Origin of the sequence: Paenibacillus sp. FSL H7-0940, assembly GCF_037979415.1 — a bacterium.
In the GTDB taxonomy this organism is placed as follows: domain Bacteria; phylum Bacillota; class Bacilli; order Paenibacillales; family Paenibacillaceae; genus Paenibacillus; species Paenibacillus amylolyticus.
This window is the reverse complement of record NZ_CP150280.1, coordinates 6639561-6662078: the sequence shown is the minus strand read 5'-3', so window position 1 is coordinate 6662078 and position 22518 is coordinate 6639561. Positions and strand designations below refer to the sequence as shown.

The 22518-nt window shown below is 46.5% G+C and carries 22 protein-coding genes; 9 read left to right on the top strand and 13 right to left on the bottom strand.

Translation table 11 applies throughout. The features are described 5' to 3' along the window. The first annotated feature begins 68 nt into the window (after window positions 1-68). Entirely contained in the window at window positions 69-947 is an 879-nt protein-coding gene (locus MHB71_RS29210; protein ID WP_017692164.1) for a carbohydrate ABC transporter permease, read from the top strand. Window positions 948-992: 45 nt separating this feature from the next. On the opposite strand, the gene MHB71_RS29205 is transcribed toward MHB71_RS29210, so the two are convergent. From MHB71_RS29205 to MHB71_RS29180, 6 genes are all read right to left on the bottom strand, one after another. Then, entirely contained in the window at window positions 993-1184 is a 192-nt protein-coding gene (locus MHB71_RS29205) for an aspartyl-phosphate phosphatase Spo0E family protein (protein WP_036668104.1), read from the bottom strand. A gap of 247 nt (window positions 1185-1431) precedes the next feature. After that, window positions 1432-2454, bottom strand: coding sequence for a hypothetical protein (locus MHB71_RS29200; protein ID WP_340028309.1), 1023 nt, complete (start codon window positions 2452-2454; stop codon window positions 1432-1434). A 24-nt stretch (window positions 2455-2478) separates the two neighbouring features. Next, on the bottom strand, window positions 2479-3477 hold the full coding sequence (locus tag MHB71_RS29195) for a hypothetical protein (RefSeq protein WP_340028308.1): 999 nt from the start codon (window positions 3475-3477) through the stop codon (window positions 2479-2481). A 28-nt stretch (window positions 3478-3505) separates the two neighbouring features. After that, window positions 3506-4426 carry a WYL domain-containing protein gene (locus MHB71_RS29190; RefSeq protein ID WP_340028307.1) on the bottom strand — a complete coding sequence of 307 codons (921 nt, stop codon included), beginning with the start codon at window positions 4424-4426 and terminating at the stop codon, window positions 3506-3508. Window positions 4427-4509: 83 nt separating this feature from the next. Beyond that, entirely contained in the window at window positions 4510-4698 is a 189-nt protein-coding gene (locus MHB71_RS29185; RefSeq protein ID WP_076253532.1) for a hypothetical protein, read from the bottom strand. 145 nt (window positions 4699-4843) lie between these two features. Further along, window positions 4844-5167, bottom strand: a complete 324-nt coding sequence (locus MHB71_RS29180; protein WP_340028306.1) for a helix-turn-helix transcriptional regulator — start codon at window positions 5165-5167, stop codon at window positions 4844-4846. Window positions 5168-5372: 205 nt separating this feature from the next. Here MHB71_RS29180 and MHB71_RS29175 point away from each other — a divergent pair, with 205 nt between their 5' ends. After that, the gene (locus MHB71_RS29175; RefSeq protein WP_237178186.1) at window positions 5373-6752 is read left to right on the top strand and encodes an MFS transporter; all 1380 of its coding nucleotides are present in this window, start codon (window positions 5373-5375) and stop codon (window positions 6750-6752) included. 196 nt (window positions 6753-6948) lie between these two features. Here MHB71_RS29175 and MHB71_RS29170 read toward each other — a convergent pair whose 3' ends face one another. The 3 genes from MHB71_RS29170 to MHB71_RS29160 all read right to left on the bottom strand — a co-directional run bounded on the left by MHB71_RS29170 (window position 6949) and on the right by MHB71_RS29160 (window position 8965). Beyond that, window positions 6949-7398 (bottom strand): nuclear transport factor 2 family protein, encoded by a 450-nt coding sequence (locus MHB71_RS29170; RefSeq protein WP_074096526.1) that lies wholly within the window; start codon window positions 7396-7398, stop codon window positions 6949-6951. A 213-nt stretch (window positions 7399-7611) separates the two neighbouring features. Continuing rightward, window positions 7612-8019 carry an Rrf2 family transcriptional regulator gene (locus tag MHB71_RS29165; protein ID WP_017692155.1) on the bottom strand — a complete coding sequence of 136 codons (408 nt, stop codon included), beginning with the start codon at window positions 8017-8019 and terminating at the stop codon, window positions 7612-7614. Window positions 8020-8125: 106 nt separating this feature from the next. Next, entirely contained in the window at window positions 8126-8965 is an 840-nt protein-coding gene (locus MHB71_RS29160) for a helix-turn-helix domain-containing protein (protein WP_036606789.1), read from the bottom strand. Between the two features lie 118 nt (window positions 8966-9083). Here MHB71_RS29160 and MHB71_RS29155 point away from each other — a divergent pair, with 118 nt between their 5' ends. Together MHB71_RS29155 and MHB71_RS29150 are read left to right on the top strand one after the other, a co-directional pair. Then, window positions 9084-10088: a Gfo/Idh/MocA family oxidoreductase gene (locus MHB71_RS29155; RefSeq protein WP_340028305.1), complete on the top strand. Its 1005-nt coding sequence runs from the start codon at window positions 9084-9086 to the stop codon at window positions 10086-10088. A gap of 20 nt (window positions 10089-10108) precedes the next feature. Continuing rightward, window positions 10109-11056 (top strand): aldo/keto reductase, encoded by a 948-nt coding sequence (locus MHB71_RS29150; protein WP_340028304.1) that lies wholly within the window; start codon window positions 10109-10111, stop codon window positions 11054-11056. A gap of 127 nt (window positions 11057-11183) precedes the next feature. On the opposite strand, the gene MHB71_RS29145 is transcribed toward MHB71_RS29150, so the two are convergent. Together MHB71_RS29145 and MHB71_RS29140 are read right to left on the bottom strand one after the other, a co-directional pair. Then, a complete protein-coding gene (locus MHB71_RS29145) occupies window positions 11184-12203 on the bottom strand; it encodes a Gfo/Idh/MocA family oxidoreductase (RefSeq protein ID WP_036668128.1) in 1020 nt (339 codons plus the stop codon). Between the two features lie 55 nt (window positions 12204-12258). Then, entirely contained in the window at window positions 12259-13035 is a 777-nt protein-coding gene (locus MHB71_RS29140) for a sugar phosphate isomerase/epimerase (protein ID WP_047841639.1), read from the bottom strand. A gap of 375 nt (window positions 13036-13410) precedes the next feature. Between MHB71_RS29140 and MHB71_RS29135 the strand changes: the two genes are divergently transcribed. The 5 genes from MHB71_RS29135 to MHB71_RS29115 all read left to right on the top strand — a co-directional run bounded on the left by MHB71_RS29135 (window position 13411) and on the right by MHB71_RS29115 (window position 19919). Then, window positions 13411-14241 (top strand): AraC family transcriptional regulator, encoded by an 831-nt coding sequence (locus MHB71_RS29135; RefSeq protein ID WP_036668130.1) that lies wholly within the window; start codon window positions 13411-13413, stop codon window positions 14239-14241. 236 nt (window positions 14242-14477) lie between these two features. Continuing rightward, entirely contained in the window at window positions 14478-15179 is a 702-nt protein-coding gene (locus tag MHB71_RS29130) for a response regulator transcription factor (RefSeq protein WP_340028303.1), read from the top strand. Window positions 15180-15199: 20 nt separating this feature from the next. Further along, window positions 15200-16642 carry an ATP-binding protein gene (locus MHB71_RS29125; RefSeq protein WP_340028302.1) on the top strand — a complete coding sequence of 481 codons (1443 nt, stop codon included), beginning with the start codon at window positions 15200-15202 and terminating at the stop codon, window positions 16640-16642. Window positions 16643-16755: 113 nt separating this feature from the next. Beyond that, window positions 16756-17514, top strand: a complete 759-nt coding sequence (locus tag MHB71_RS29120; protein ID WP_340028301.1) for an ABC transporter ATP-binding protein — start codon at window positions 16756-16758, stop codon at window positions 17512-17514. 2 nt (window positions 17515-17516) lie between these two features. Continuing rightward, window positions 17517-19919 (top strand): FtsX-like permease family protein, encoded by a 2403-nt coding sequence (locus tag MHB71_RS29115; protein ID WP_340028300.1) that lies wholly within the window; start codon window positions 17517-17519, stop codon window positions 19917-19919. Window positions 19920-20002: 83 nt separating this feature from the next. Here MHB71_RS29115 and mmuM read toward each other — a convergent pair whose 3' ends face one another. Both mmuM and mmuP read right to left on the bottom strand, forming a co-directional pair. Continuing rightward, complete coding sequence (mmuM, locus tag MHB71_RS29110) at window positions 20003-21070, bottom strand: homocysteine S-methyltransferase (RefSeq protein ID WP_338707075.1); 1068 nt, start codon at window positions 21068-21070, stop codon at window positions 20003-20005. Then, entirely contained in the window at window positions 21048-22460 is a 1413-nt protein-coding gene (gene mmuP, locus MHB71_RS29105) for an S-methylmethionine permease (RefSeq protein WP_340028299.1), read from the bottom strand. Before mmuP ends, mmuM begins: the two co-directional genes overlap by 23 nt. Between the last annotated feature and the right edge of the window lie 58 nt (window positions 22461-22518).

Here is a 22518-nt window from a genome sequence, read left to right as displayed (position 1 = left end):
GTTCGTCTATATCTTGTACACGCGAGCGATTCAAATCGAATTATGCAAAATGCAAAGGAGGAATCAAGGTGTATCACAAAACAACCGGGTACCGTATATTCAATGGCTTTAACCTGATATTCATCGCGGCCGTCTCGATCCTGTGCATCCTGCCGCTGGTCCACATTCTGGCGGTTTCCTTCAGTGGTAAAGCGGCAGCATCCGCCAATCTGGTGACACTTTGGCCCATTGATTTTACGGTGGATGCCTACACCAAAACATTTGGTAACAGTAACTTTCTCAGTGCACTCTGGATTTCAGTCCAGCGTACTGTTCTGGGAACACTGCTCAGTATGACACTTGTCTTCCTGACGGCTTATCCGTTATCCAAGGAGAGTCTTCACTTCAAGGGGCGCTCGTTATATGCGTGGTTTTTCATCTTCACGATGCTGTTTAGCGGGGGATTGATTCCATCCTATATTTTGATCCAGAAGCTTGGACTGATTAATACGATGTGGGCTCTCATTTTGCCGGGAGCGGTAGCTGTCTGGAACCTGATTCTCATGATGAACTTTTTCCGTAACGTGCCAAAAGAGCTGGAAGAAGCCGCATTCATTGATGGAGCCAACCATATCACAACTCTGTTCAAAATCTATCTGCCTGTATCCATGCCCGCCATTGCCACGATCTCCTTATTCACCATGGTAGGTCAATGGAATTCCTGGTTCGACGGGCTGATCTATATGAATGATGCTTCCAAATATCCACTCGCCACGTTAATGCAGACCATAATTGTACAGCAAGATTTCTCTAATATGAACGTGGATGCGACGCAGCTCCAGAACATGTCTCAACGTACGGTGAACGCGGCTCAGATCTTTATTGGGGCTCTGCCGATTCTGCTCGTATATCCGTTCTTGCAGCGTTTCTTCGTAAAGGGGATTGTGCTCGGGGCGGTAAAAGAGTAAGGCAAACACACGGAATCCCCTCTTGGAATTCTTTGTTCAGAAAGATCATGATTTCAGTTGATTCGAGATCGTTCTCCCGCGAGTTGCATTGTTATATTCATTAATTAACTCATCCAGCACCATGGATTGGCGAATAACCTCCGGATGCCATAGTTCCGGGTATTGACTTGCAATCTGGTAGAGTCTTTGCCGTGCATTCTCGATACATTCCTGAATGGTTTCCGGATTATGTACCATACTCCCGCCCCCTGTTGTCCTTGAATATCATCATCCAAAAAAGACCATCTAATATAATATTCGGAACAAGAGGGGATTTGGATTACCCCAAAATTAAAATTTTGGTTATTTTTTCTTGTAAAAGTTATGACTAGCGTGGATCACATGAGTTGATGTGCATATATGTTCAATACAAATAAACCGGATCGGCTGCGCCTGTCCGGTTTTATTCCTGCTGAGTTTTTCAATTTTCTCTATCATGCTCCATTCATCTTAATCCAACATCCTTAAAACGATTGCCTATCGTCTCTGGAAAGGCACGTTTAATGGCATCAATGGCACGTTGTTCCGTAGCCCCTGCCTTCCGGATAAGCTCAATTACCCTTTGCACACATTCCGGTTCTCTCGAATCCCAAGAGATGGAGTTGTCTATTTCCTCAATGATCATTGTGTACAGGTTTGCGAGTAGCTCATACTCGTCTATGACCTGGTCCATTTGAATGGACAGATGCTTAAGTCCTGCAACATAAGAGGCAATATCCAATCTTGATTTGGCATAATAGCAAAGTACAGTTGCCGCTTGTTCAGCGTCATATGTTCCTGACTGCAAAGCAGCAACAATAGCGGCATACGCAGCCGCCCCACAGGCATAATCTTGGGGCGGCAGCATATAGTCATGAGTTTCCCATTTGTACACGGCCTGGATTAACGATTCCTTGCAGACTTCCCATAAATCGATAGGTGCACAGGCTTCCAGAACCTGATAATACCAGTAGGGTGTACTGTTCCTCCCAAACGAATCATAGGGCAGACGAATGATTTCATTACCTTTACTTTCACAGATGAATAACACCCGTTCCGCATCATCATATCCAGTAACAATGACAAATTGATCGTGCCAGAGAATCGCACCTACGCCCCGGTCAATGGAAGCTTTGATATCCAGCAGAGCCTGCTTCTGATAGAGCGGAAAAGTCGGTTCAAATGAAAATCCACCATGTTGTCCCGTTGTCACACCAATGAAGTCTGCTGCGACAAAGTTCTCTGCCATCCAGTTGTATGTCGAAATTGATTCTGACGTCAGACGCCGATCCACCACTAATCGGAATGCACTTGCTGTCATACCTGCAATCATGTGGTGTGGAAAAACCGTCCACTTTTTATGTAATAAAATGCGATATAACGCATCTGTATACGCGCTCACACCGCTCCATGATCTATATTCATCAGCAAAATTCACAGCTTGCGGGGATTGAATCCAGTCCTGCAATACTACTTTTGTCGCCATCATCCTTCACTCCTTTCCTCTCTCATCCTATCGTGCAGAATGCGCTCCCCACCGTGGTATAGTGGACCTTTTACGGTCAGGATACTTCCTGGATATCACTCGAAAATAATCAATAGCCTGCTCTTCCAATGCTTTTGCCTTCACTAGTACCTGTGCTAAATCTTCTGTGGTGTTTGGTCGCAAGATACGTCTATTCTCCTGCTGAACTATATATCCTTTCATTTGGGCAATTAACGTCCCAAGCTGTTCATAACATGCACAAGCCTGGTCCAGTTCGTTCCATATCCCTCGAACACCCTGCAAATACATCCTTATTTCGGTTCGCGAATGGCAGAAGGATTCCAAAATATAACCTGCACCAGATTCATCGAAATCCCCACTCCGCAGGGCCTCCACCCACACATCATATGCCTTTTTACCTGAAGCAATATTCTGATCAGGTAACAGACGATAGGGAATATCCCAATCCTCAATCGCCAGTCGCAGGGATTCCAGCAGCATCTGCTGTTCAGGGATGCGGACCTGATCACCAAACACCTGACAATACCAAAATCCGGTAAAGTTTAAGCCGAAATTGTCATACAACAAAATCTGCGGTTCCTTGCTCCATCCGTCTTGCACATAAAAGATGCGGTCACTGTCATCATATCCATGAATAACACCAAACTCAGGAATCCAGTAAATCACACCATTGCCTTCATCAATACTCCGTCTCACCCAATTCACTGCATCCTGCTGATAATAACCGAACGTGGAATGACGTGTACGTCCCGCATCCCAGATCGTGAATATCCCCAGGTTATCGACTCCAGGACGATGTGCTTCCCCCCATTGTCCATACGCTGTAACCGACATGGGAAGTAGTCTGCGATGCACCGACAACTTGAAAGCCATGCCCGTATATCCGGCAAGTACAACCTTGGAACCTTGAAACTGGCCTGTATGTGTGAGTATCGCATGCAGACTATCCACGTACGATTTGGACTCCCGCTTCATGATGAGGTTATCTAAAATATTCTCTGCCAAGGACGGATCTTCTCCTCTCTATGCTGCTTTATTCCACGTTTTGCTTACGTTTTATCGCGAGCCTGTCAATTAATCCTTCTGCGCTTTGCTGAAGCTTGCGTCTAAGCCACCCAGGAGACAAAAGTTCCTCCCATTCGCTAACAAACAAATGCTGTAAGAAAGCATCCGTGTCATAAAATTCAATTGAATAAATCTGATCGTGCCTAGCCTGGATACGATACCCTTGCCATAGGTCCATTTGCTGCAATTCCTTCAAGCGAATCTCAGCTACAAACGGTTTACGCACAGGCAGTGGTTCTTCCCATCCACCTAGAAGGGCATCTGACCTGTACTCAAATCTCTCATCCAAGATCGATACATGAACAATGCCCTCCAAGCGAATCGCCACTTGCTGCACAGGATCTGCTTCATAACCCACCACGTAATCGGCGTTAAACTGGGATATCATCTTTAATGGACACAAGGAAAACTGCCGTTCTCCATCGTGATCCCTGTAATGAATATGTACTCTGCGCAAGTCAGTTATGGCGTGGGACAACAATTCAAAGAATTGCAGCTGCTTCGGTTGCGCCGAAAATACTGGGAGCTCACTACTTCCCATCTGTTGTTCCTCCAACGTAAAACGCTCCAGCAAATGCGCTACACGTTTCACCGCGTCCGATTGATCATAATCGTAATGCCGGTAACGATGCGCCAGATATTTCAGCACACGCTGCTCTTCTTCGGTCATATACAAATGGGGCAATCGAAAAGTCTGATCCTCATAACAATAGCCCCGATATTTTGCCATATACACCAAAGGGGCTCGCAAGGAACTTGCCATATATTCAATATCACGCTGAGCCTGACGACGGGAGATTTCAAATTCACGGGCAAGCCAGCTGCTATTCGGAAAACGTCCACCCCGAATCTGTTCGTCAAACCAGTGAATCCGATGCATGTTACTCATCTTCCCGCCCCCATCTCATCCATTCTTAATATATTCGATTATATCAAAAGACATGGCCCGTTCCGAAGAACAGGCCAGTTATGTTATACATGTGCCTTATCCACTCTGGATTGCACGGCTTTGGAGCATTTCTTGCATACTTTCAGACTTGTACCGTCTGTTTTTGTTTGCGTATACAACAATTTAATTCGGGTACTGCTACACACCGGGCATGTTCCCCGGCCTCTGGAAGGAAGACTCCACAAAACGCGTCCTCTTTTAGTTTTTGCCAATGGTTGTGAACCTCTTTTCGATATGGTTTGTGTGTTCACCGTTATTATATAGGGCATGGTACGACACAGAGTGTCGCATCAGTATTAGAAGTATTTCAAAAGAAAATAAAAATGTCCCCTCTTCGACCTGAAGAAAGGACAACATTTAGGAAGGATCTGTGCTCGACTGAGCTGCGGCCTGCAATAACGGTTGCAGGAGTCCTGGAAAGCGCGTTTCCAGATCATCGGATCGCAGGGTGAGAAAATGCTGAGTGCCCTGCACTCTGACCCGAATAACTCCGGCTTCCCGCAAGGTACGAATGTGATGCGACATCGTTGACTTCACAACAGGTGCATGAAAATGACTGCACGGCCGCTCCCCGCTTCTCGCTGCTTCCGCAACAATCCCAAGACGGGTCGGGTCGCTTAACGCATACAATACGGAGGAAAGTTCAATATCTGACACCTGTGGATGATGTAAAATTTTCATACTGTAGTCCCCTTTTCTCAGACTATCCATTGTATTTTAACACAGATCCATGATATATTTCTAATGTTCGACACCAATCGAACTTTAATGATTTCGTTATGTAACCCCTGCTGTTAGGCACGGGATTGACATCATACTACATTTTGCAAATGTTACACACCGTTTCTGAAATGTTGCGAAATACACATCACTTTAGGAGGTTTTTATGAACAACACCGCAACCGCATCATCAGGGGAACGGACCGGAATACAGGAAGGATTAATTGTAAGCTTGCTTGGCTTCACCGTTGTACTCGTTGTTATGAATACAATGATGTTTAATCTGGCCCTGCCCAAAATTGCAGCCGAATTTATGCTTACATCCGTCGCTTCTTCATGGATTGTTACAGGGTATTCCATTGTATTTGCCATTTCCTCGATTACGTTCTCACGTCTATCGGATTTCATACCTATTCGCACATTATTCACGACCGGGCTTACGTTACTTGGTGCGGCATCCGTTCTCGGGTTCTTCAGTAATCATTTCATCATTTTGCTCATTGCACGTCTGATCCAGGCTGCGGGTGCTGCATCGGTTCCGGGGCTTGCCATTGTGCTGATTACCCGGTACATTCCACATGATCGCCGGGGTAAATCGATGGCTGTCATCATGTCCGCGAGTTCACTGGGGCTTGGACTTGGTCCCGTCATCGGCGGAAGTATTACTCAGTTTCTGGGATGGCATGATCTGTTTATCGTTACGGGATTAACGTTATTCTTGATTCCTGTATTCTTCAAACTGCTCCCGCGGGAAACACCGCAAAAAGGTTCATTTGACCTGCTGGGTGCCGTGCTTCTTGCCATCGGTACTACGGGTGTGCTGTTATTCCTGACTTCCCGTCAGTGGTACACGCTTGTTATCGGTGCTGCGGCACTGCTTCTGTTCTGGCTCCGAATTCGGCGCGCGGCAGATCCATTTGTTCAACCTGCTTTGTTTAAAGACAAAAAATATATGATGCTCAGCTCGCTGGGAATTGTATCGTACATTAATAACTTCTCAACGTTGTTCCTGTTACCGCAAATTTTGGCACATCTATATGGACTGACACCTGCTCAATCCGGGCTTGTCATCTTCCCGGGTGCAGTCGTGTCCATGCTGCTGTCCAACCGGATCGGCCGCATGATTGACCGACACGGCAATACGTTGCTGTTGAAATTTGCACCATGGCTGCTACTGGCAGCTGCCGGGTTATTCGCCTTATTTGCAGACAATAACATCTACGCCATCATGGCCGTGTATGTCCTGCTCAGCGTTGGCTTCTCTTCCCTAACCACCAGCGTGTCCAATGAATTGTCTGGCAATCTGACCATGGATCAGGTGGGCGCAGGTATGGGGCTGTTCCAACTTAGTCAGTTCTTCAGCGGTGCCTTCAGCGTTGCTGTCACTGGTGTAGCATTAACGGCGATGCAGAACTTGCCACTCTCCTCGGCTTACACCAATATTTTCTGGGGCATGACTGTGGTCGCACTGGCATCCGTTATTTTCTCTCAGGTGTATCTGAGAATGCAGTCACGTAAAGTCACGGAAACAAGTAACCGAATTTAACATTATATTTAACCAAAAGAAGTCAGGAAGGGACCCTCGGGTTCTGAACCTGGCTTTTTTCTATCCCATTTTTCTCTGCATGAGTCAGCTGCCCTATCCCACTAACACAAAACAGCCCCAAGGACGCGTTCATCACGCTCCTCGGGGCTATTATTTTACGGTTGATCAACTTCTATATTCTTCTACACTGATTATACTATTCAAACAGGTCCAAACGAAGACGTTTCAGACTTGTATGTTTGATGTACCACTGTCCGTCGATTTTGACAAAAGTTTCGTGGTAGTGCCCAAATCCGTGGAAGGATTTGTTCTCATTGCCCTCCGGGAACGTAACCCAATCTTCCATTGGGGAGATGACCTTTGCTTCGTTCTCAGATACAAATTCAACTTCGGCGCTATGTACATGATGCACGGTTACGGCAACATCCACCAGATCACGGAATACTTGTACGATCGTATCACGGCCTGTTAATACCGGAATTGGATTGCCTTCTGTGCTGAAATCGGCCACTGCATCCGGAGCAAACACATCACCCAAGGTATCCCACTGCTTCGTATCAATATAGCGGCAATAACGCGCCTTGGTGTTCCTAATGTTTTCAAGCGCGAGCAATTGTTCCAGTCCTGTGATCGTTGATTGGCTCATGTGTTGTCCCTCCAGAGATGTAAAATGTGATGTAAGATTAGGATCATGTATGTATGCATACTATACCTTCCTTATTGTACCATTCGCCTTCTATTAGGTACAACGATACAAAAAAATCTTTCCTTACCTCTCGCGAGGTTGGGGAAAGATCTGGATATACCTATGTGCCAGACGAGTTAACCACGTCGATTGAAGTTCACTTCTATCTGCAAGTTACAGGGAATGTGCACCCTTCATCTGGGAAGCCAGTTCTGACATTTTTTTATTGTTCAAAAAACTTTCCATCTCTTCTTCCGCCTGCACCATCACCTGCTGGATCAAACAGCCTGCGTTATGATTCTGGGAACATTCGAACAGGGACGCCTGACCTTCAATCGCATGAATGATCTCCAGGAAAGAAGGATCCGGATTTTTACGACTAAGCCGGTAGCCACCATTGGCGCCAGAAGTCGATTCAATCATGCCCGCCTTAACCAATTTGGTCAAAATTTTGGACAGATAGGTTGGGGATACCTTCTGCAATTCTGCAAGTTGATGTACACTAACCAGCTGTTCGGGGGCAGTGCTTACAAGATGAAGCATCGTATGCAAAGCATAATTTGTCGCTTTTGAATATTTCATGAGGGCACCTCATTATACACGGATTTAATTTATCCATAATAGACTTGATTGAGCTCTGTGTCAAACCACTATACCTCAAGCGCTGGCAACATCGAAAAGATACGGGTTAATTGTGATACAATCCGCGGTAATCCGTAGGTGTCATCCCCTCATGGGCCATGAACTGGCGGTTAAAATAACTGGCATTGGGATACCCCGCTTCCTCTGCGATTTGTCCAATGTTGGCCGTAGGCCGTTCGAGTAACCATTGCTTTGCCATCTGTAGTCGTGAACGAGTGATAAATTCCATGGGCGTCATCTCCACAGCACTTTTAAACATTTTGCAAAAGTAATACGAACTCACACCTGCGAGATCCGCCCAGTCCTGCAACAGGAAAGGTTGACAGGCCTCCTGCTGCATCTGTGGAAGAAGTGCAAGAACCCGATTCTCCGCCTTACTTGTGGTACGTGTGCTCTTTAAAGGTACTGCATGCTGCACGAACTCGGCAAGTACGGCATAGGTCAGTGTGGATAGCTGAGCTGGACGTAGCATGGTGTTCTGTTCCGCTTCAGTGAGCAAGGCCAGATGAGCCTCTTCCCAAGAGCTGCGTTGCCGCAGTGTCCACAATAGATTGCGATGTAACCCCCGCTCGATCATATAATCATGCAGACGTTCACCGTAAAAATGAACCCATCGTACATCCCATGGATCATCTTCACTACTATAATAATGCTGCCGCTGCTGCGGGAAATAGAGAAACGCCTGACCTGCGCGAAGCTCATGTACCACCCCGTCCACTTCCACATATCCCTTGCCCGAAGCCACGTAGTGAATATTAAAGTTGTTCAGTGCGCCGGCCTCACGCAACACGGCATGCTGGACGTGGTCCATATAATGTCCAACGGACTCGGGATAACAAAAATATGGAATATCCTGCAGGGTAAGCAATACGGTTTGTCTCATCATAGCCGGTTCTCCTTGATCAACAATATTGTGTTAACTAACTTCAATATATTATCATTTTAATTCATTGATCTATTCTTTATAATCACAATATACATTCATAAACGGGAGGATACAACACATGAATTCAGTTCAAAAATTGCGTTGGGGCATTCTTGGTAGCGCTAGCATTGCTGTGGAATCCGTCATTCCAGGCTTGCAGCAATCCGAGTTAAATGAAGTAACCGCGATTGCCAGTCGAGACGAAGATAAAGCCAAACAGACGGCCGAACAACTTGGGATCGACAAAGCTTATGGCAGTTATGAAGCTTTGCTAGCTGATGATTCCATTGATGCCGTATATATCCCACTGCCGAATCATCTTCATCGGGAATGGACGATCCGGGCTGCTGAAGCAGGCAAACATATTTTGTGCGAAAAACCACTGGCTCTGACAGAACAGGAAGCTCAGGAGATGGTTCAAGCTTGTGCAGATGCAGGTGTGCATCTGGCTGAAGCATTCATGTACCGCCATCATCCACGATATGAGCAGATCCGGGATATCATTGCCAGCGGTGAGATTGGTGAGATTCGTGGTATGCACAGCACATTTTCATTTAATAACTCCAATGCATCCGGCAATGTCCGCTTTCGGCGGGATTGGGGCGGAGGTGCACTGTATGATATCGGATGTTATTCCATCAGCGTAGCACGTCTGCTGCTTGGTCAAGAACCAAGTGCAGCCACTGTTATTGGCATGTTCTCCCCAGAGCATGATCAAGTCGATATGATGGCTTCCGGACTGCTGGAATTCGATAATCACGTTGGAGTGACGTTTGACAGCAGCATGTGGGCAGCATTCCGCAACACGCTGGAGGTATTGGGATCCGAAGGAATTATTGAAGTCCCTTCGGCATTTATCAGCGGACAGGACCGCAGTTCCAACTTCTATGTAACGGCTGGTGGTGAACGGAGAGAGATTGAAGTCCCGCAAGTGAACCACTACTCTCTACAAGGAGATGATATGGCACGTGCTGTACTTCAGGGCAAGGATCTGCGCTTCGCCCCTTCCGATGCGGTAGCTAATATGAAAGTACTGGAAGCTTGCCTTCGTTCAGCGGAAGAACGTACACGAATTACACTATAATTGAGAGGATGAACTGACTTATGGAATATATCGAAATTGCTGGTACAGGTAAACGTGTCTCCAGATTGATTAAAGGAACCGATTATTTCGTGCATAATGCCTACGATAAAGCAGCTACGAACATGGATGCTTTTCTGTCGATTGGCGGTAACACTGTAGATACAGCACATATTTATTGTGGTGGACAGAGTGAAGAAGTCCTTGGTCGTTACATGAAGGAACGTGGTAACCGCGACCAGATCGTCATTCTCACCAAAGGCGCGCATCATGACCAGAATGGGCCACGTGTGAACGCTGATGCCATCCGCAGTGACTTGATGGAAAGTCTGGAGCGTCTTCAGACAGATCACGTAGAGATGTATGCCTTGCACCGCGATGATCCCAATACCCCTGTCAGTGTTATTCTTGAAGCACTGAACGAACATATTGAATCCGGCAAAATCGGCGCAATTGGCGCATCCAACTGGACCTGGCAGCGGCTCGAGGAAGCCAATGCATACGCTGCGGCAAATGGCCTGAAGGGCTTCACATTCAGCAGTCCAAATCTCAGTCTCGCCAAAGCAAACGAACCTTTCTGGGAAGGCTGTGTGTCAGCAGATGCAGAGACGCTGGCATGGCATGAGCAAACCAAACTACCATTGCTATCCTGGTCCTCCCAAGCACGTGGTTTCTTCACTGGAAGATTCACACCTGAAGTTCGGGATAACGAAGATCTGGTGCGTGTATTCTACAGTGATGATAACTGGGAACGGTTGCATCGGGCTGAACAATTGGCTAATTCCAAGAAAACAACACCAATCCAGATTGCACTTGCTTATGTATTGAATCAGACGTTCCCAACCTGTGCGCTGATCGGAGCCCAGAATCAGGCAGAACTGCTCTCCTGTGACGAAGGATCACGCATCACGCTTACTCCTGCTGAAATCGCATGGTTGGATCTGGGCAGTGATGTACCGGCTGGCACCTAAAGAAAATTAATCATTCCATCAACAAATACAGAAGGACTTACCCCAGAGCACATCTCTGAAGGTAAGTCCTTTATATCGTAGATTAAGCCATATAGAATGTTAGAAATTGCAATGTCATTCGGTTGGATTACAGTTTAACGATCTGACCTGTTTTCTCGGATTCGAATGCTGCCAGGATCACTTGCAGGGAACGCAAGCCCTCTTCCCCGGAAATCGCTGGAGGTGTTTGGGTGACAATCGACTCTACAAATGCGTCAATTACACCACTCGGCACTTGTTTCTCGTTGGTAGCCATGGCACCAACTTTGTACGTCTCAACTGTACCATTGGTCAGCTCAACGATAACTTCATCGCCTTCCACTGTTCCGATCTTCATAACACCATTCTCGCACCACAGCACTGTACTGTTGTCTCCAGCTCTGTATTGTGTCCAGCTCGCTACGAGCGTTCCGATCGCTCCGCTCTTCATACGCAGCAAACAAGTTGCGTTATCGTCAACTTTAGTGCCTTCCTTGTGCAGTGTGCTGATGAAACCAGCCACTTCAGATACTTCATCATTCAGCAGATAACGGATGAAGTCGGATTTGTGCACGCCCAGATCGCCCATTGCGCCCATAATCGCTTCTTCTTTACGGAAGAACCAGCTTTCAGCTCCGTCCACACTCCATCCTTCCGGACCCGGGTGACCAAATGATGTACGGAAATTCAGGACTTTACCGAGTTTGCCGGATTCGAGAATTTCTTTTGCTTTTACGTGAGGAGGCATCAAACGCTGGTTGTGTCCAACCATCAAATACACGCCATTTTTCTTGGCAGCTTCGATCATTTGCTCGCCTTCTTCAGTGGATACTGCCATTGGTTTCTCAACCAATACATGCTTGCCTGCATTTGCAGCAGCAATCGCCATTGGCGCATGCAGATAGTTTGGTGTACACACACTAACGGCATCCACTGTTTCGTTTGCAAGCAATTCTTCGTAACTGGAATACGCTTTACCGCCGTAAGTCTCGGCCATCTTCTCCGCACGCTCCACAACCGGATCGGCAAAAGCGACAAGTTCTACGTTCTCATTGGCAGCGTACTCTGGAATATGTCTGCGCTCGGCAATGGCTCCACAGCCGAATACAGCAACTTTAATTTTACTCATGTACATAAGTCTCCTTTGACAAATAGATTAGCATTTTTCATGGTTCGATGGTCCATTAGAATTGATTCAAGTAGTTTTCTTTCAACCAGTTGTAGCTATTGGATACGCTCTCAAGCGGAGGATTCTGACATACGTCTTGTTCCACGATCAGCCATTCCACGCCTGCATTCGTAGCGCCTTCAATAACAGCTGGCAGGTCAACCGAACCTTGTCCCAATTCCAGTGTTTTCATCTGGCCCTGTTCGTCTTTGCTGAAGTCCTTCAGATGAAGCAGCGGCAAGCGACCCGCATATTGTTTAATATACTCGATCGGATTTTGTCCCGCAAATTGTACCCAACATACGTCCATTTCCACTTTTACCGCTTCCGGTGATGTTTGAGCGAACATGGCATCAAAGGCATTCGCATCGCCAACCTGGCCGTGGAATTCAAAGTCATGGTTATGGTATCCGAAGATCAACCCTTGTTTCGCTGCTTCAGCTCCATATTGTTGTAACTCAGCGAATAGCTTGGTCCAACCTTCTGCATTCTCAGGACGATCTTCTGGCATCAGGTAAGGGCAAATGATATATTGTGCACCAATTGTTTTTAGGTAATCGATTTGTTTTTGCAAGTCTTCGCGCATTGCATGTAGTGAAACGTGGCTGCTGAATCCTTTCAGTCCAAGTTCATCTAGTAGCGCTTTCATTTCCTCAGCTGGAATATCGCCATATCCGGCAAACTCCACACCTTCATATCCAAGGGCCGCTACCTTACGCAACGTACCACGAAAATCTGCTGCAGTTTCATCACGGAGTGTAAACAATTGCAAACCAATATTAAGTTTTTTCATGTAGGATACACCTCTGTTCTCAAATTTGCTTTCATTGCTCTATCTGGTATCATCCTAACGCAAAACAGGCTAGAATGAACATATACAATATAGTCAGAACATGAACTATCTGATCAAATTTTATTTCCATCATTTTGCATCAATTGAATGTACCTAATTTCAACTGAAGATATTTACACTGGCACTCCGATGACAGAACAACCTTCCGATCGCTGTTATCCCCAGATTTTTTTAATTTCCTTTTCAAAAGGATAAAATCCGGTGATAAAGGCGAACACTCCGTTTCTTCAGGTTCTTTCTGTCCTCTCCGTTTTCGTGTAAATGTTAAGTTAAACTTATGATGTAAAAGGATGTACATATTGGGGGATTTTATCTTTGGATACGTTAGAGACATCTGTACTGATCTGTGACTACTCATACCACTATAAGGCGTTCACTCATAATATGAAGGGCGAGTTGCAAACCTATCTGTTCCGTCTGCAGACCGAAGGCTCGTGCAAAGTGTATGTACAGGATGAAGAATTCAGGATGACTAGCGGGGATTTGCTGCTCTTAAAGCCTGGTGACGACTATCATCTCGTGGTCGATGAACCACATAAGGAAGGACGCTTGTCTAGCGGAGATTATTATCTGTTCTGCGAGGGCAGCTGGATCGAGAACTGGTGGAAACGGCAGCATCGATCTACCGTGAGCCGGATTGGACTTGATGACAAGCTCATCAGCCTGTGGAGAAATATGTTACTTGAGAAACGTCGCGGACCTCTTGAGGAAAATGCGGAGCTAAAGGATGCGTTACTGCGCGGATTATGTCTATATATTGACCGGGCAATTAAAGAGAATATTCAGACCGATCGGGCTGTTTCCTCTGCGCTGAAGTTAAAACGTTTTATAGAGGAGCATGCCACGGTTACGTTCAAGCTTGATGAAGCGGCTCGTTATGCGGGTCTCAGCCTGTCACGTGCAGTCCGTTTATTTAAGGAGCACTACAATCAGACCATGATTCAATATGCGATTGAGATCCGTTTGAATGCGGCATTGGAACGAATGAAATACAGTGAAATGACACTGGAGCATATTGCCGAATCCTGCGGTTTTGCAAGTTACTCCTATTTCCACCGGGTATTCCGGGCACACTTTGGTGTGTCTCCGGCGGAATATCTCAAATCCAAGCAGCATGAGCCTATCGATGATCTGGAGCATGTATGATGTTCAGTATCAGAAACCCATGACCTTAAAGAGGTTCATGGGTTATTTTGATACATTGAACTGTAATCAACTTTCAGTACGACTGGAAGTCAGAACGTTTTTTATAAGAATGAAGTTCACTTCAATATTTTTTCATGTGACTCCCACAGAACAAGACTGTACAATTATAGAGACAGTTTTTTTACAAATTCATACATATCCATTAAATCCATATCTATCATACTGGAGCGATACATATGCTAACCCACCAGCGCAAAGTCCTCATCATTGAGGATGAATCAGATATTTCGCGCATTCTGCGAGATTATTTAACCAAAAATCAATATGAAGCCGCCGTGGCAGCCACTGGACAAGATGGACTTCAGATTATGGAGCTTATTCAACCAGACTATATCATTCTGGACATTATGCTTCCGGACATGGACGGGATCGAGGTCTGTCGAGAGATCAGAAGGCGCAACAATATCCCCATCCTCATTCTAAGTGCCAGAGGCAGTGATACCGATAAGGTACTTGGTCTTGGCTTTGGAGCAGACGACTATATGACCAAGCCCTTCTCGCTGAGCGAATTGTTAGCACGAATTAATGCCCACTTCAGGCGTTATGACAGTATGACATCCGTTGGAGACAGAACAGATCTGTTGCATCTTGGAAACCTGGTGATTGATAAAAAAGCCTATAAAGTTACATTGAACGGATCGGAAGTATCTCTATCTGCCAAAGAATTCGAACTACTTCATTATCTGGCAAGCCACAAGAATCAGGTATTTTCCAAAGCCCAGTTGCTCGACGCCATCTGGGGATATGCAACCTACGGCGATGAAAATACCGTAACCGTATACATTCGCAGACTGCGTGAGAAAATCGAGGCAGATGCCTCGCATCCGATCGTTCTGAAGACGGTATGGGGTGTCGGTTACAAATTCAATTACGAATAAGTGAGATTGGAGGCTCCCACATGTCATTGAACAGCTGGTCCAAACGCTGGTTGTTAACAACACTTGGGCTTCTCATTATTATCGTTTTAAGTATCCTTGCACTGTCGATGATGCTGTTACAAGATCGAAATTCAGGCGAATCCAATCTGTCCCTGAATCAGGTTCGACTCAAGGTCAATCCAATCTTACTCGCTTTGGAGCAAAATCATCAGCATCTTAATGAACAAAATATTCGTGAAGTCATACGTTCCACCGCCAGAGAGACCGGGGTTCTGCTTACCTATCTAAACTTGGATGGAAAAGTCATTCTGTCCTCCGACCCCACCTCTGAAGGAACGCAAGTTAATCTGCGTTCAGCCCTTCATTATGATCTGCATCATGCCACGCAGGCCGCGGACGGTAACGATTTGCTTGATATTGCTTTTCCCGTGATGGATGGACCCGTGGGAAGTCAGATCGGCAATGCTATCTTTTCCATCCCCCAAGCCATGGTTACGGTTCAGCAATCGATGACTTTAGCGGTTATATTGATTAGCGCACTCATGCTCCTGTCACTGATCCTGAGCTTATTTCTATTCTGGATGAAACGAAAACTGGACAAACACCTGCTCTCTCCCATCCATCAATTGAAGCAACATGCGGAATCCATGCTTAAAGGCAATTATGAAGAAAACATCCAGTACAACCGGAACGATGAATTACTCGAAGTATATGCCATGTTTGATCTCATGCGCACGGAGATTAAACATATGAGCGAGCAGCGTATCCAGCAGGAACAAGCACAAAAAGAACTCATCACCAATATATCTCATGATATTAAAACACCAATTACCACGATAAAAGCATACATAGAAGCTATTGAGGAAGGACTATGCAACGATCAGGAGACGCTGATGGAATATATGGGAGTCATGCGGACCCATACGGATAAAACGGCACGCCTTGTGGAGGATCTGCTGGTTCATGCACTTCAGGAATTGGGGCAAATTTCGGTGGAAACCCGTGAAATGTACAGTGCGCCTATACTGGAGACGATGTTGAAACCTATTGAACATGTTGTCCTAACAAAGGGGCTTATCTATAAAGGACCCAACTACATCCCCAATGTGTTAATCGCTATCGACCCCACTCGAATTGAACAGGTGATCTCCAATCTTGCCGCCAATGCCCTCAAGCATACAGCTCCAGGAGACACGATACGTATAGATATGGAACTGGAATCCGGACACTTGAAAGTGACGATTGCGGATTCGGGTCAGGGAATACGTGTGCAGGATATGCCTTTTGTTTTCCAGCGTTACTTCAGAGGCCAGACGAGTCATGCAGAACAACGTGTTCAGGAAGGTACAGGGCTGGGCCTTTCTATCTGCCAAAGCATTATTGAAGCACACGGAGGTCATATTTCCTTTACTAGTAAAGAAGGCCAAGGTACAACCTTCCGGTTCTATCTGCCGATCTGCTGAGCCCACCTGAACCTACACTCCACAGCTGTAATACTTTATTCATAATTTGATAAGGCTTCCTCAACATCCCTCCTCTAGAATGAATCCTATACTGTACTCGGGAGTGATTCGACTTGTCCAAAAAAGTGATTATCCGTGCACAGAATCTGTGCAAAACGTACAACAGCGGAAGTAAGCAACATCATGCCATCCGTAATGTTGATATCGACATCTATGAAGGAGAATTCACGGTCATCATGGGTAACTCTGGCTCTGGCAAATCAACCCTCCTATATCTGCTAAGCGGACTGGACCAGATCACAGCAGGTGAGGTCTATTTTCACGACCAGCGGATTGACGCTTACAGTGAACGAGAAATGTCCAACTTCCGCACCCGCAGGATTGGTTATATCTATCAGAGCATCAATCTGGTCCCGGACCTTTCCATCAAAGAGAACATCGCTTTACCGGGATATATCGCTGGAAACAAAACAAAGGACATCCAATCCCGCGCTGCTGAGCTGATGAATGCCATGGATATCGATGAACAGCGTAATCGCCTTCCCTCCCAAACTTCCGGAGGACAGCAGCAGCGAGCTGCCATTGCACGGGCTTTGATCAATTCGCCGGATATCATTTTTGCGGATGAACCGACCGGAAGCTTAAATATGGAACACGGCACAGCTGTTCTCGATATCCTTACGAATCTCAACCGGAAAGGACAGTCCGTTGTTATGGTGACGCATGATATCAAGGCCGCCTGTCGGGCAGATCGCCTGATCTACATTTTGGACGGCAAGATTGGCGGAATCCTTGAGTTTGACACTTATGACGAACATCAAATTCAGGATCGTGAAGCGATTATCTTCGCTTTGGTTACGGGGAAGGAATAACGATGGCAGTCATGTTTAAACTTAGCTTGTCGTATCTGAGTAGGAACAAAATACAAAATGCGTTGATTGCGCTGCTCCTGCTACTCTCGACACTTCTTGTATCTACAGCTATTGTCATTCTGGCGAACACAGGCAATCAGTTTTATGAAATGCATACCCGAACCCATGGATCTCATCAGATCCTGACGTTTGAAAAAGGGCTCAATGACCCTGACGCTGTGCACAACTGGTGGGCTTCTCAGGATGGAGCTCAGGTGTCCCCTTTGCTAACGTATCGTACATTGTCAGGCATCATTTTGAATGAAACTCACATCCCTAACATCTACCTGTATATGTTTAATACGCCTCCGCCGCCATGGGGTGTGGATGAACTAATTTTCTCAAGCGGGACGCCCGACACAGTTCCCGAACAAGGCTCAGTCTGGATTCCAACGTCCATGGCGAATGCTTATCATATTTCGGTAGGTGATACCATTGGCTTCAAAACCGGCTCAAGCACACTCGAATTGAATGTATCGGGCATTGTCATCGATGTACCATATGGGGCACCCTTCTCCAATACAGCACGGGTCTGGATGAATCCTACCGATTATCAACATGATCTCGCTACACTTGCTGGCAACGAGAATCGTATGATGGGCATCCATTTTAACGATTACAGCATGAATTCGGTGTATTGGGAACGGTACAATCGTGAGACAGGTATTCCGTTTCTGGAATCCAAAATGGAGTTCGAGGCCATTGCCTCTTTTTATCTGATCATCAATCAGGTTATTGGATTCATCATGATATTCATGGGTGTTGTCATGCTCTCTATCGCCCTGATGACCATCGGATTTACGATTGCGGATGCCATCCTGGCCAATTACAGAACGATAGGAATCCTCAAATCACTAGGTCTGACTTCCCGAAAAACGATAGGCACCTATGTTATTCAATATGCATTGATATCCATCGTAGCCATTATCCCAGGACTTGCACTCAGTATATGGATATCCAAATGGATCATTAATATTTCTGTATCCTCTCTTCGAGTGGGGAATCAGAACATTCCAGTCCAAGGATTGGATGCGGCCATACTGGCCGGCGTACTACTATTTACTCTAGTGATTCTGTTCACTGTGTTATATGCCAAAAAGGCACGCAGCATACAGCCCGTGCAGGCTATTCGTTATGGTATGTCGGAGACAGATCACAGCCGGATGGCTGGCAAAATGAATTCGCCATTGGCGCACTGGATCGGGTTCACACGACTGCCTGTGACCGCCGTGCTTGGATTCCGACATGTGTTCAAAAACACCAAAAGCTCTGTTCTAACAATCCTGCTGACTACCATGGCTTCCTCCGTACTAGTTTTGGGGTATGTTCTGCTGACCAGTATAAACGGAATTGAACAGACCGCAGCTAAATGGGGGTATGACAATGCCAATATCGCAACAGTCGTAGTGAACAAAAGTAACTTCCCCAAGGCTGAACTAAAGCACGTGTTAGCGCAGGATTCGAGGATCAGCAATGTAGGCTGGCAAGGGAACACAACGGGTGTAATTAGCCCGGAGTCTTTGGCAGCAGTAGAGGGCCAATCCATCAGTCTCAACTTGAGTGTACTGGACGGGAGTTATCAGGAACTTGGATTCGAAACGTTAAAAGGGGTTAACCCACAACATGCGAATGAAATTGCCATTGGTGTAAGTGTAGCCAAAACATCAAATAAAGATCTCGGTGATCTTATCGATATCTATATTGAAGGAGAAAAGCGTACATTCCTCATCACAGGCATCTATCAGGCGTTCGCCAACATGTCTGTTTCAGGCAGAATCACCATTGATGCCATGAGAAGTGTGAACCCGGATTATAGTGAATTTGATGTTATCTTCATCAATGTGAACGATATGGCACAAGCGGGTAAGGTTGCCTCGGAATTAAATGAGCAATTTAAAGATTTTGCTTCGGTAGTCACTCAAAAGACTTTGCTTGATTCGGTTTACGCGGAAGCCGCTAACATCCTGATCTATCCGATGAGCCTGATCGGATTGCTGTTTATCATTGTGACGTTCATCATTATTTTCAGTACCTGTAGAATCAATATCCGTAAAGAAAGCAGAACGTACGGGATATACAAATCGCTGGGAATGACATCTCGCCAAATCCGGTTGTCGCTCACCATGGGAATGTTCATACTGTCCTCCGTGGGAGCCATACTGGGTATTTTCGTCGGCGTATACCTGCTGCCTCTTCTACTCGAAATGGTCCTTTCCGGTTATGGTATCGTACAGCTTCCACTGATCCTGCATTGGGGTGGAATGGTACTGTTCACCTGTCTAAGCATCATTGCAGCCAGTCTTGGCTCGTGGTTCTCTTCGAGAATCATTCGGGAAGCATCGCCACGTATACTGGTTATCGAATAATGTAATCAGAATGCCTTAACACAATAAAACAAGCCCTTCCATACCTCTATAGGATGTGGAAGGGCTTGTTATCATGATATGAACTAATTCCGCCATTTCTTCGCAAGTGCACCAATCTGATGTGGCGTAGTACGGCAGCAGCCGCCAATAATTTGCGCGCCCGCAACAACCCACTGTTTCGAAGCATCACTCATGCTGCCACAGGTACCCTGTCCGCTCCACGTCTTCGTCACTGCATCATACGTCTCACCTGAGTTCGGATACACAATAACAGGTTTGTCGCTAGCACTGCTGAGAATACCCACTGCTTCCGTCACCACTTCCATCGGAGCACAGTTCAGGCCAATCGCCGCAATCTGCGGCTCGGAGCCAAACGTCTGTGCACATACCTCAAGCGGTGTGCCCTCGCTGATGCTTGTCCCGTCTTTTAAAGAAAATGATAACCAGGCATACGCATGAGGGAACTCCTTCAGTACATCAACCAGCACCTGTGCTTCCTGCAGGGAAGGAATCGTCTCAAACGCCAGAATATCAGCACCCGCTTCAAGCAGCGCCGCCATACGTGGACGGTGAAATGCGGCCAGCGTCTCATCCGACACGCCGTAATGTCCCACATACTCTGAACCATCCGCCAGATAGGCGCCGTACGGACCAACGGACCCGGCAATAATTGGACGTGGACGAAAACTGTCTCCTTCGCGATCTACTGTACGATCTGTTATATGCTCCTCATTCTCTACGTTCTCGGAACGTACCGAAGGAGCTTCTACAAGCTGACCTGTCGAGCTTTCTCTCCCTACTAAACTACTCTGCACTTCTGCCCACACGTCATCTCTCGCCTGTACAGCCAGTTCCACCGTCTTCCGGATCAGCTCCAGTGCTGACTGTTCATCGATCCCTCTCTTACGGAAACCATCCACCGTCGCCTGATAACTGGATGTAATCGCACAGTCGGCTCCTGCTCGAAAATAATCTGCATGGACCTGAACAATAACATCCGGATTCTCAAGCAACACACGAGCAGACCATAGTGGATCATCGAGATCACATCCATGCTGTTCGAGTTCCGTAGCCAACGCTCCATCCAGAATCATGACCGGATGTTCACGAAGGATCTGTTCTATGGGGTTAGTCTGTTGTGCTTGCGTCATGTACTTGTCCTCTTTTCTTATTCACACGTTCTGTCAGATAATAAGCAGCGTAACATACTGCGATAAACGGAACCCCACAATACAGCGCAATTCGCTGTGTCGGGTCAAAGGCAATACCTATGCATGAAGCCAGGCATAATATAAATGAAACAATTGGTACCACCGGATACAGTGGTGTGCGGTAGACCAGATCTTTGACCGCATGTCCTTCCCGGATATATTGTCTGCGGAACATGTATTGGGAGGCACTGATACTCATCCATACTGCAACGACAGCCAGACCTGAAATGGAAACCAGTGTAATATACACGGTACCTGGCGCAATGATGCTGGACAGCAAAGCCAGCGCACCACCCACCATACTAATCAGAAGTGCATTCAGCGGTACTCCGCTTTTGGTCAATTTGGCAAACCACGGAGAGATCGTTCTTTTGTCAGCCAGAGACCAGAGCATACGTGAAGATGCATACAGGCCTGAATTGGCAGCAGAGAGAATCGCCGTCAGAATAACAAAGTTCATAATGTCTGCTGCATAGGGTACACCCACCCGCTCCATTACCGCTACAAACGGACTTTCCAGTACACTGGCATCCGACATGGGCAGCAAGGCCGACAAGATAATAATCGTTCCGATGAAGAAAATAACCAAACGCCACAGCGTTGTATGAATAGCCTTTGGTATCGTCTTTTCCGGGTTCTCCGTCTCACCGGCGGCAATGCCGATTAACTCGGTGCCTGAGAAGGCAAAGTTTACAGCAAGCATGGTCATCAATATCGCTGTAGCCCCATGAGGGAACCACCCGGATGCGGTAATATTCGATAGAAATGGAGCCGGTTCAGAATCCGCCATGGGAATGATACCAAACATGGCTGCGCCACCGATAATAATGAAGATTACGATAGTCACTACTTTTACAGATGAGAACCAGAACTCGGATTCCGCAAAAAATTTCACCGTTAGAGCGTTAAACAGAAAGATCATCAGTGCAAAAACCGCGCTCCATATCCATACGTTTACCGATGGGAACCAGCGCTGCATAAGCAATCCGGCGGCTGTGAATTCGGAGCCAAGCGCAACAGTCCAGGTTAACCAGTATAACCAAGCCACCGTGTAACCTGTTGCCGGTCCGATATATTTGGCTGCATAACTATGAAATGCTCCCGTCTCTGGCATATGAACAGACAGTTCACCAAGACAGAGCATCACCAGATATACAACGATGGCTCCAATCAGATAGGACAGAATGGTTCCCAGTGGTCCCGCCTGCTGAATCGTGTAACCTGAGCTGAGGAATAATCCCGTTCCAATGACTCCTCCGAGAGAGAGCATGACCACATGCCGTGCCTGCATTTTCCGCTGAAAATGCCCTTTGTCGTTGTTGTTCTCCATACCTGCTGCTCCCCTACTTCTTCATCCAGAAAAAACAAAAAAGACCCACTCTGCCTAA

Excerpts from the sequence above, each read along its gene's own strand:
- MHB71_RS29205 (WP_036668104.1), bottom strand. The coding sequence starts at position 1,184 with ATGGTACATAATCCGGAAACCATTCAGGAATGTATCGAGAATGCACGG.
- MHB71_RS29200 (WP_340028309.1), bottom strand. The coding sequence starts at position 2,454 with ATGATGGCGACAAAAGTAGTATTGCAGGACTGGATTCAATCCCCGCAA.
- MHB71_RS29190 (WP_340028307.1), bottom strand. The coding sequence starts at position 4,426 with ATGAGTAACATGCATCGGATTCACTGGTTTGACGAACAGATTCGGGGT.
- MHB71_RS29180 (WP_340028306.1), bottom strand. The coding sequence starts at position 5,167 with ATGAAAATTTTACATCATCCACAGGTGTCAGATATTGAACTTTCCTCC.
- MHB71_RS29175 (WP_237178186.1), top strand. The coding sequence starts at position 5,373 with ATGAACAACACCGCAACCGCATCATCAGGGGAACGGACCGGAATACAG.
- MHB71_RS29170 (WP_074096526.1), bottom strand. The coding sequence starts at position 7,398 with ATGAGCCAATCAACGATCACAGGACTGGAACAATTGCTCGCGCTTGAA.
- MHB71_RS29165 (WP_017692155.1), bottom strand. The coding sequence starts at position 8,019 with ATGAAATATTCAAAAGCGACAAATTATGCTTTGCATACGATGCTTCAT.
- MHB71_RS29160 (WP_036606789.1), bottom strand. The coding sequence starts at position 8,965 with ATGATGAGACAAACCGTATTGCTTACCCTGCAGGATATTCCATATTTT.
- MHB71_RS29155 (WP_340028305.1), top strand. The coding sequence starts at position 9,084 with ATGAATTCAGTTCAAAAATTGCGTTGGGGCATTCTTGGTAGCGCTAGC.
- MHB71_RS29150 (WP_340028304.1), top strand. The coding sequence starts at position 10,109 with ATGGAATATATCGAAATTGCTGGTACAGGTAAACGTGTCTCCAGATTG.
- MHB71_RS29145 (WP_036668128.1), bottom strand. The coding sequence starts at position 12,203 with ATGAGTAAAATTAAAGTTGCTGTATTCGGCTGTGGAGCCATTGCCGAG.
- MHB71_RS29140 (WP_047841639.1), bottom strand. The coding sequence starts at position 13,035 with ATGAAAAAACTTAATATTGGTTTGCAATTGTTTACACTCCGTGATGAA.
- MHB71_RS29130 (WP_340028303.1), top strand. The coding sequence starts at position 14,478 with ATGCTAACCCACCAGCGCAAAGTCCTCATCATTGAGGATGAATCAGAT.
- MHB71_RS29125 (WP_340028302.1), top strand. The coding sequence starts at position 15,200 with ATGTCATTGAACAGCTGGTCCAAACGCTGGTTGTTAACAACACTTGGG.
- MHB71_RS29115 (WP_340028300.1), top strand. The coding sequence starts at position 17,517 with ATGGCAGTCATGTTTAAACTTAGCTTGTCGTATCTGAGTAGGAACAAA.
- mmuM (WP_338707075.1), bottom strand. The coding sequence starts at position 21,070 with ATGACGCAAGCACAACAGACTAACCCCATAGAACAGATCCTTCGTGAA.
- mmuP (WP_340028299.1), bottom strand. The coding sequence starts at position 22,460 with ATGGAGAACAACAACGACAAAGGGCATTTTCAGCGGAAAATGCAGGCA.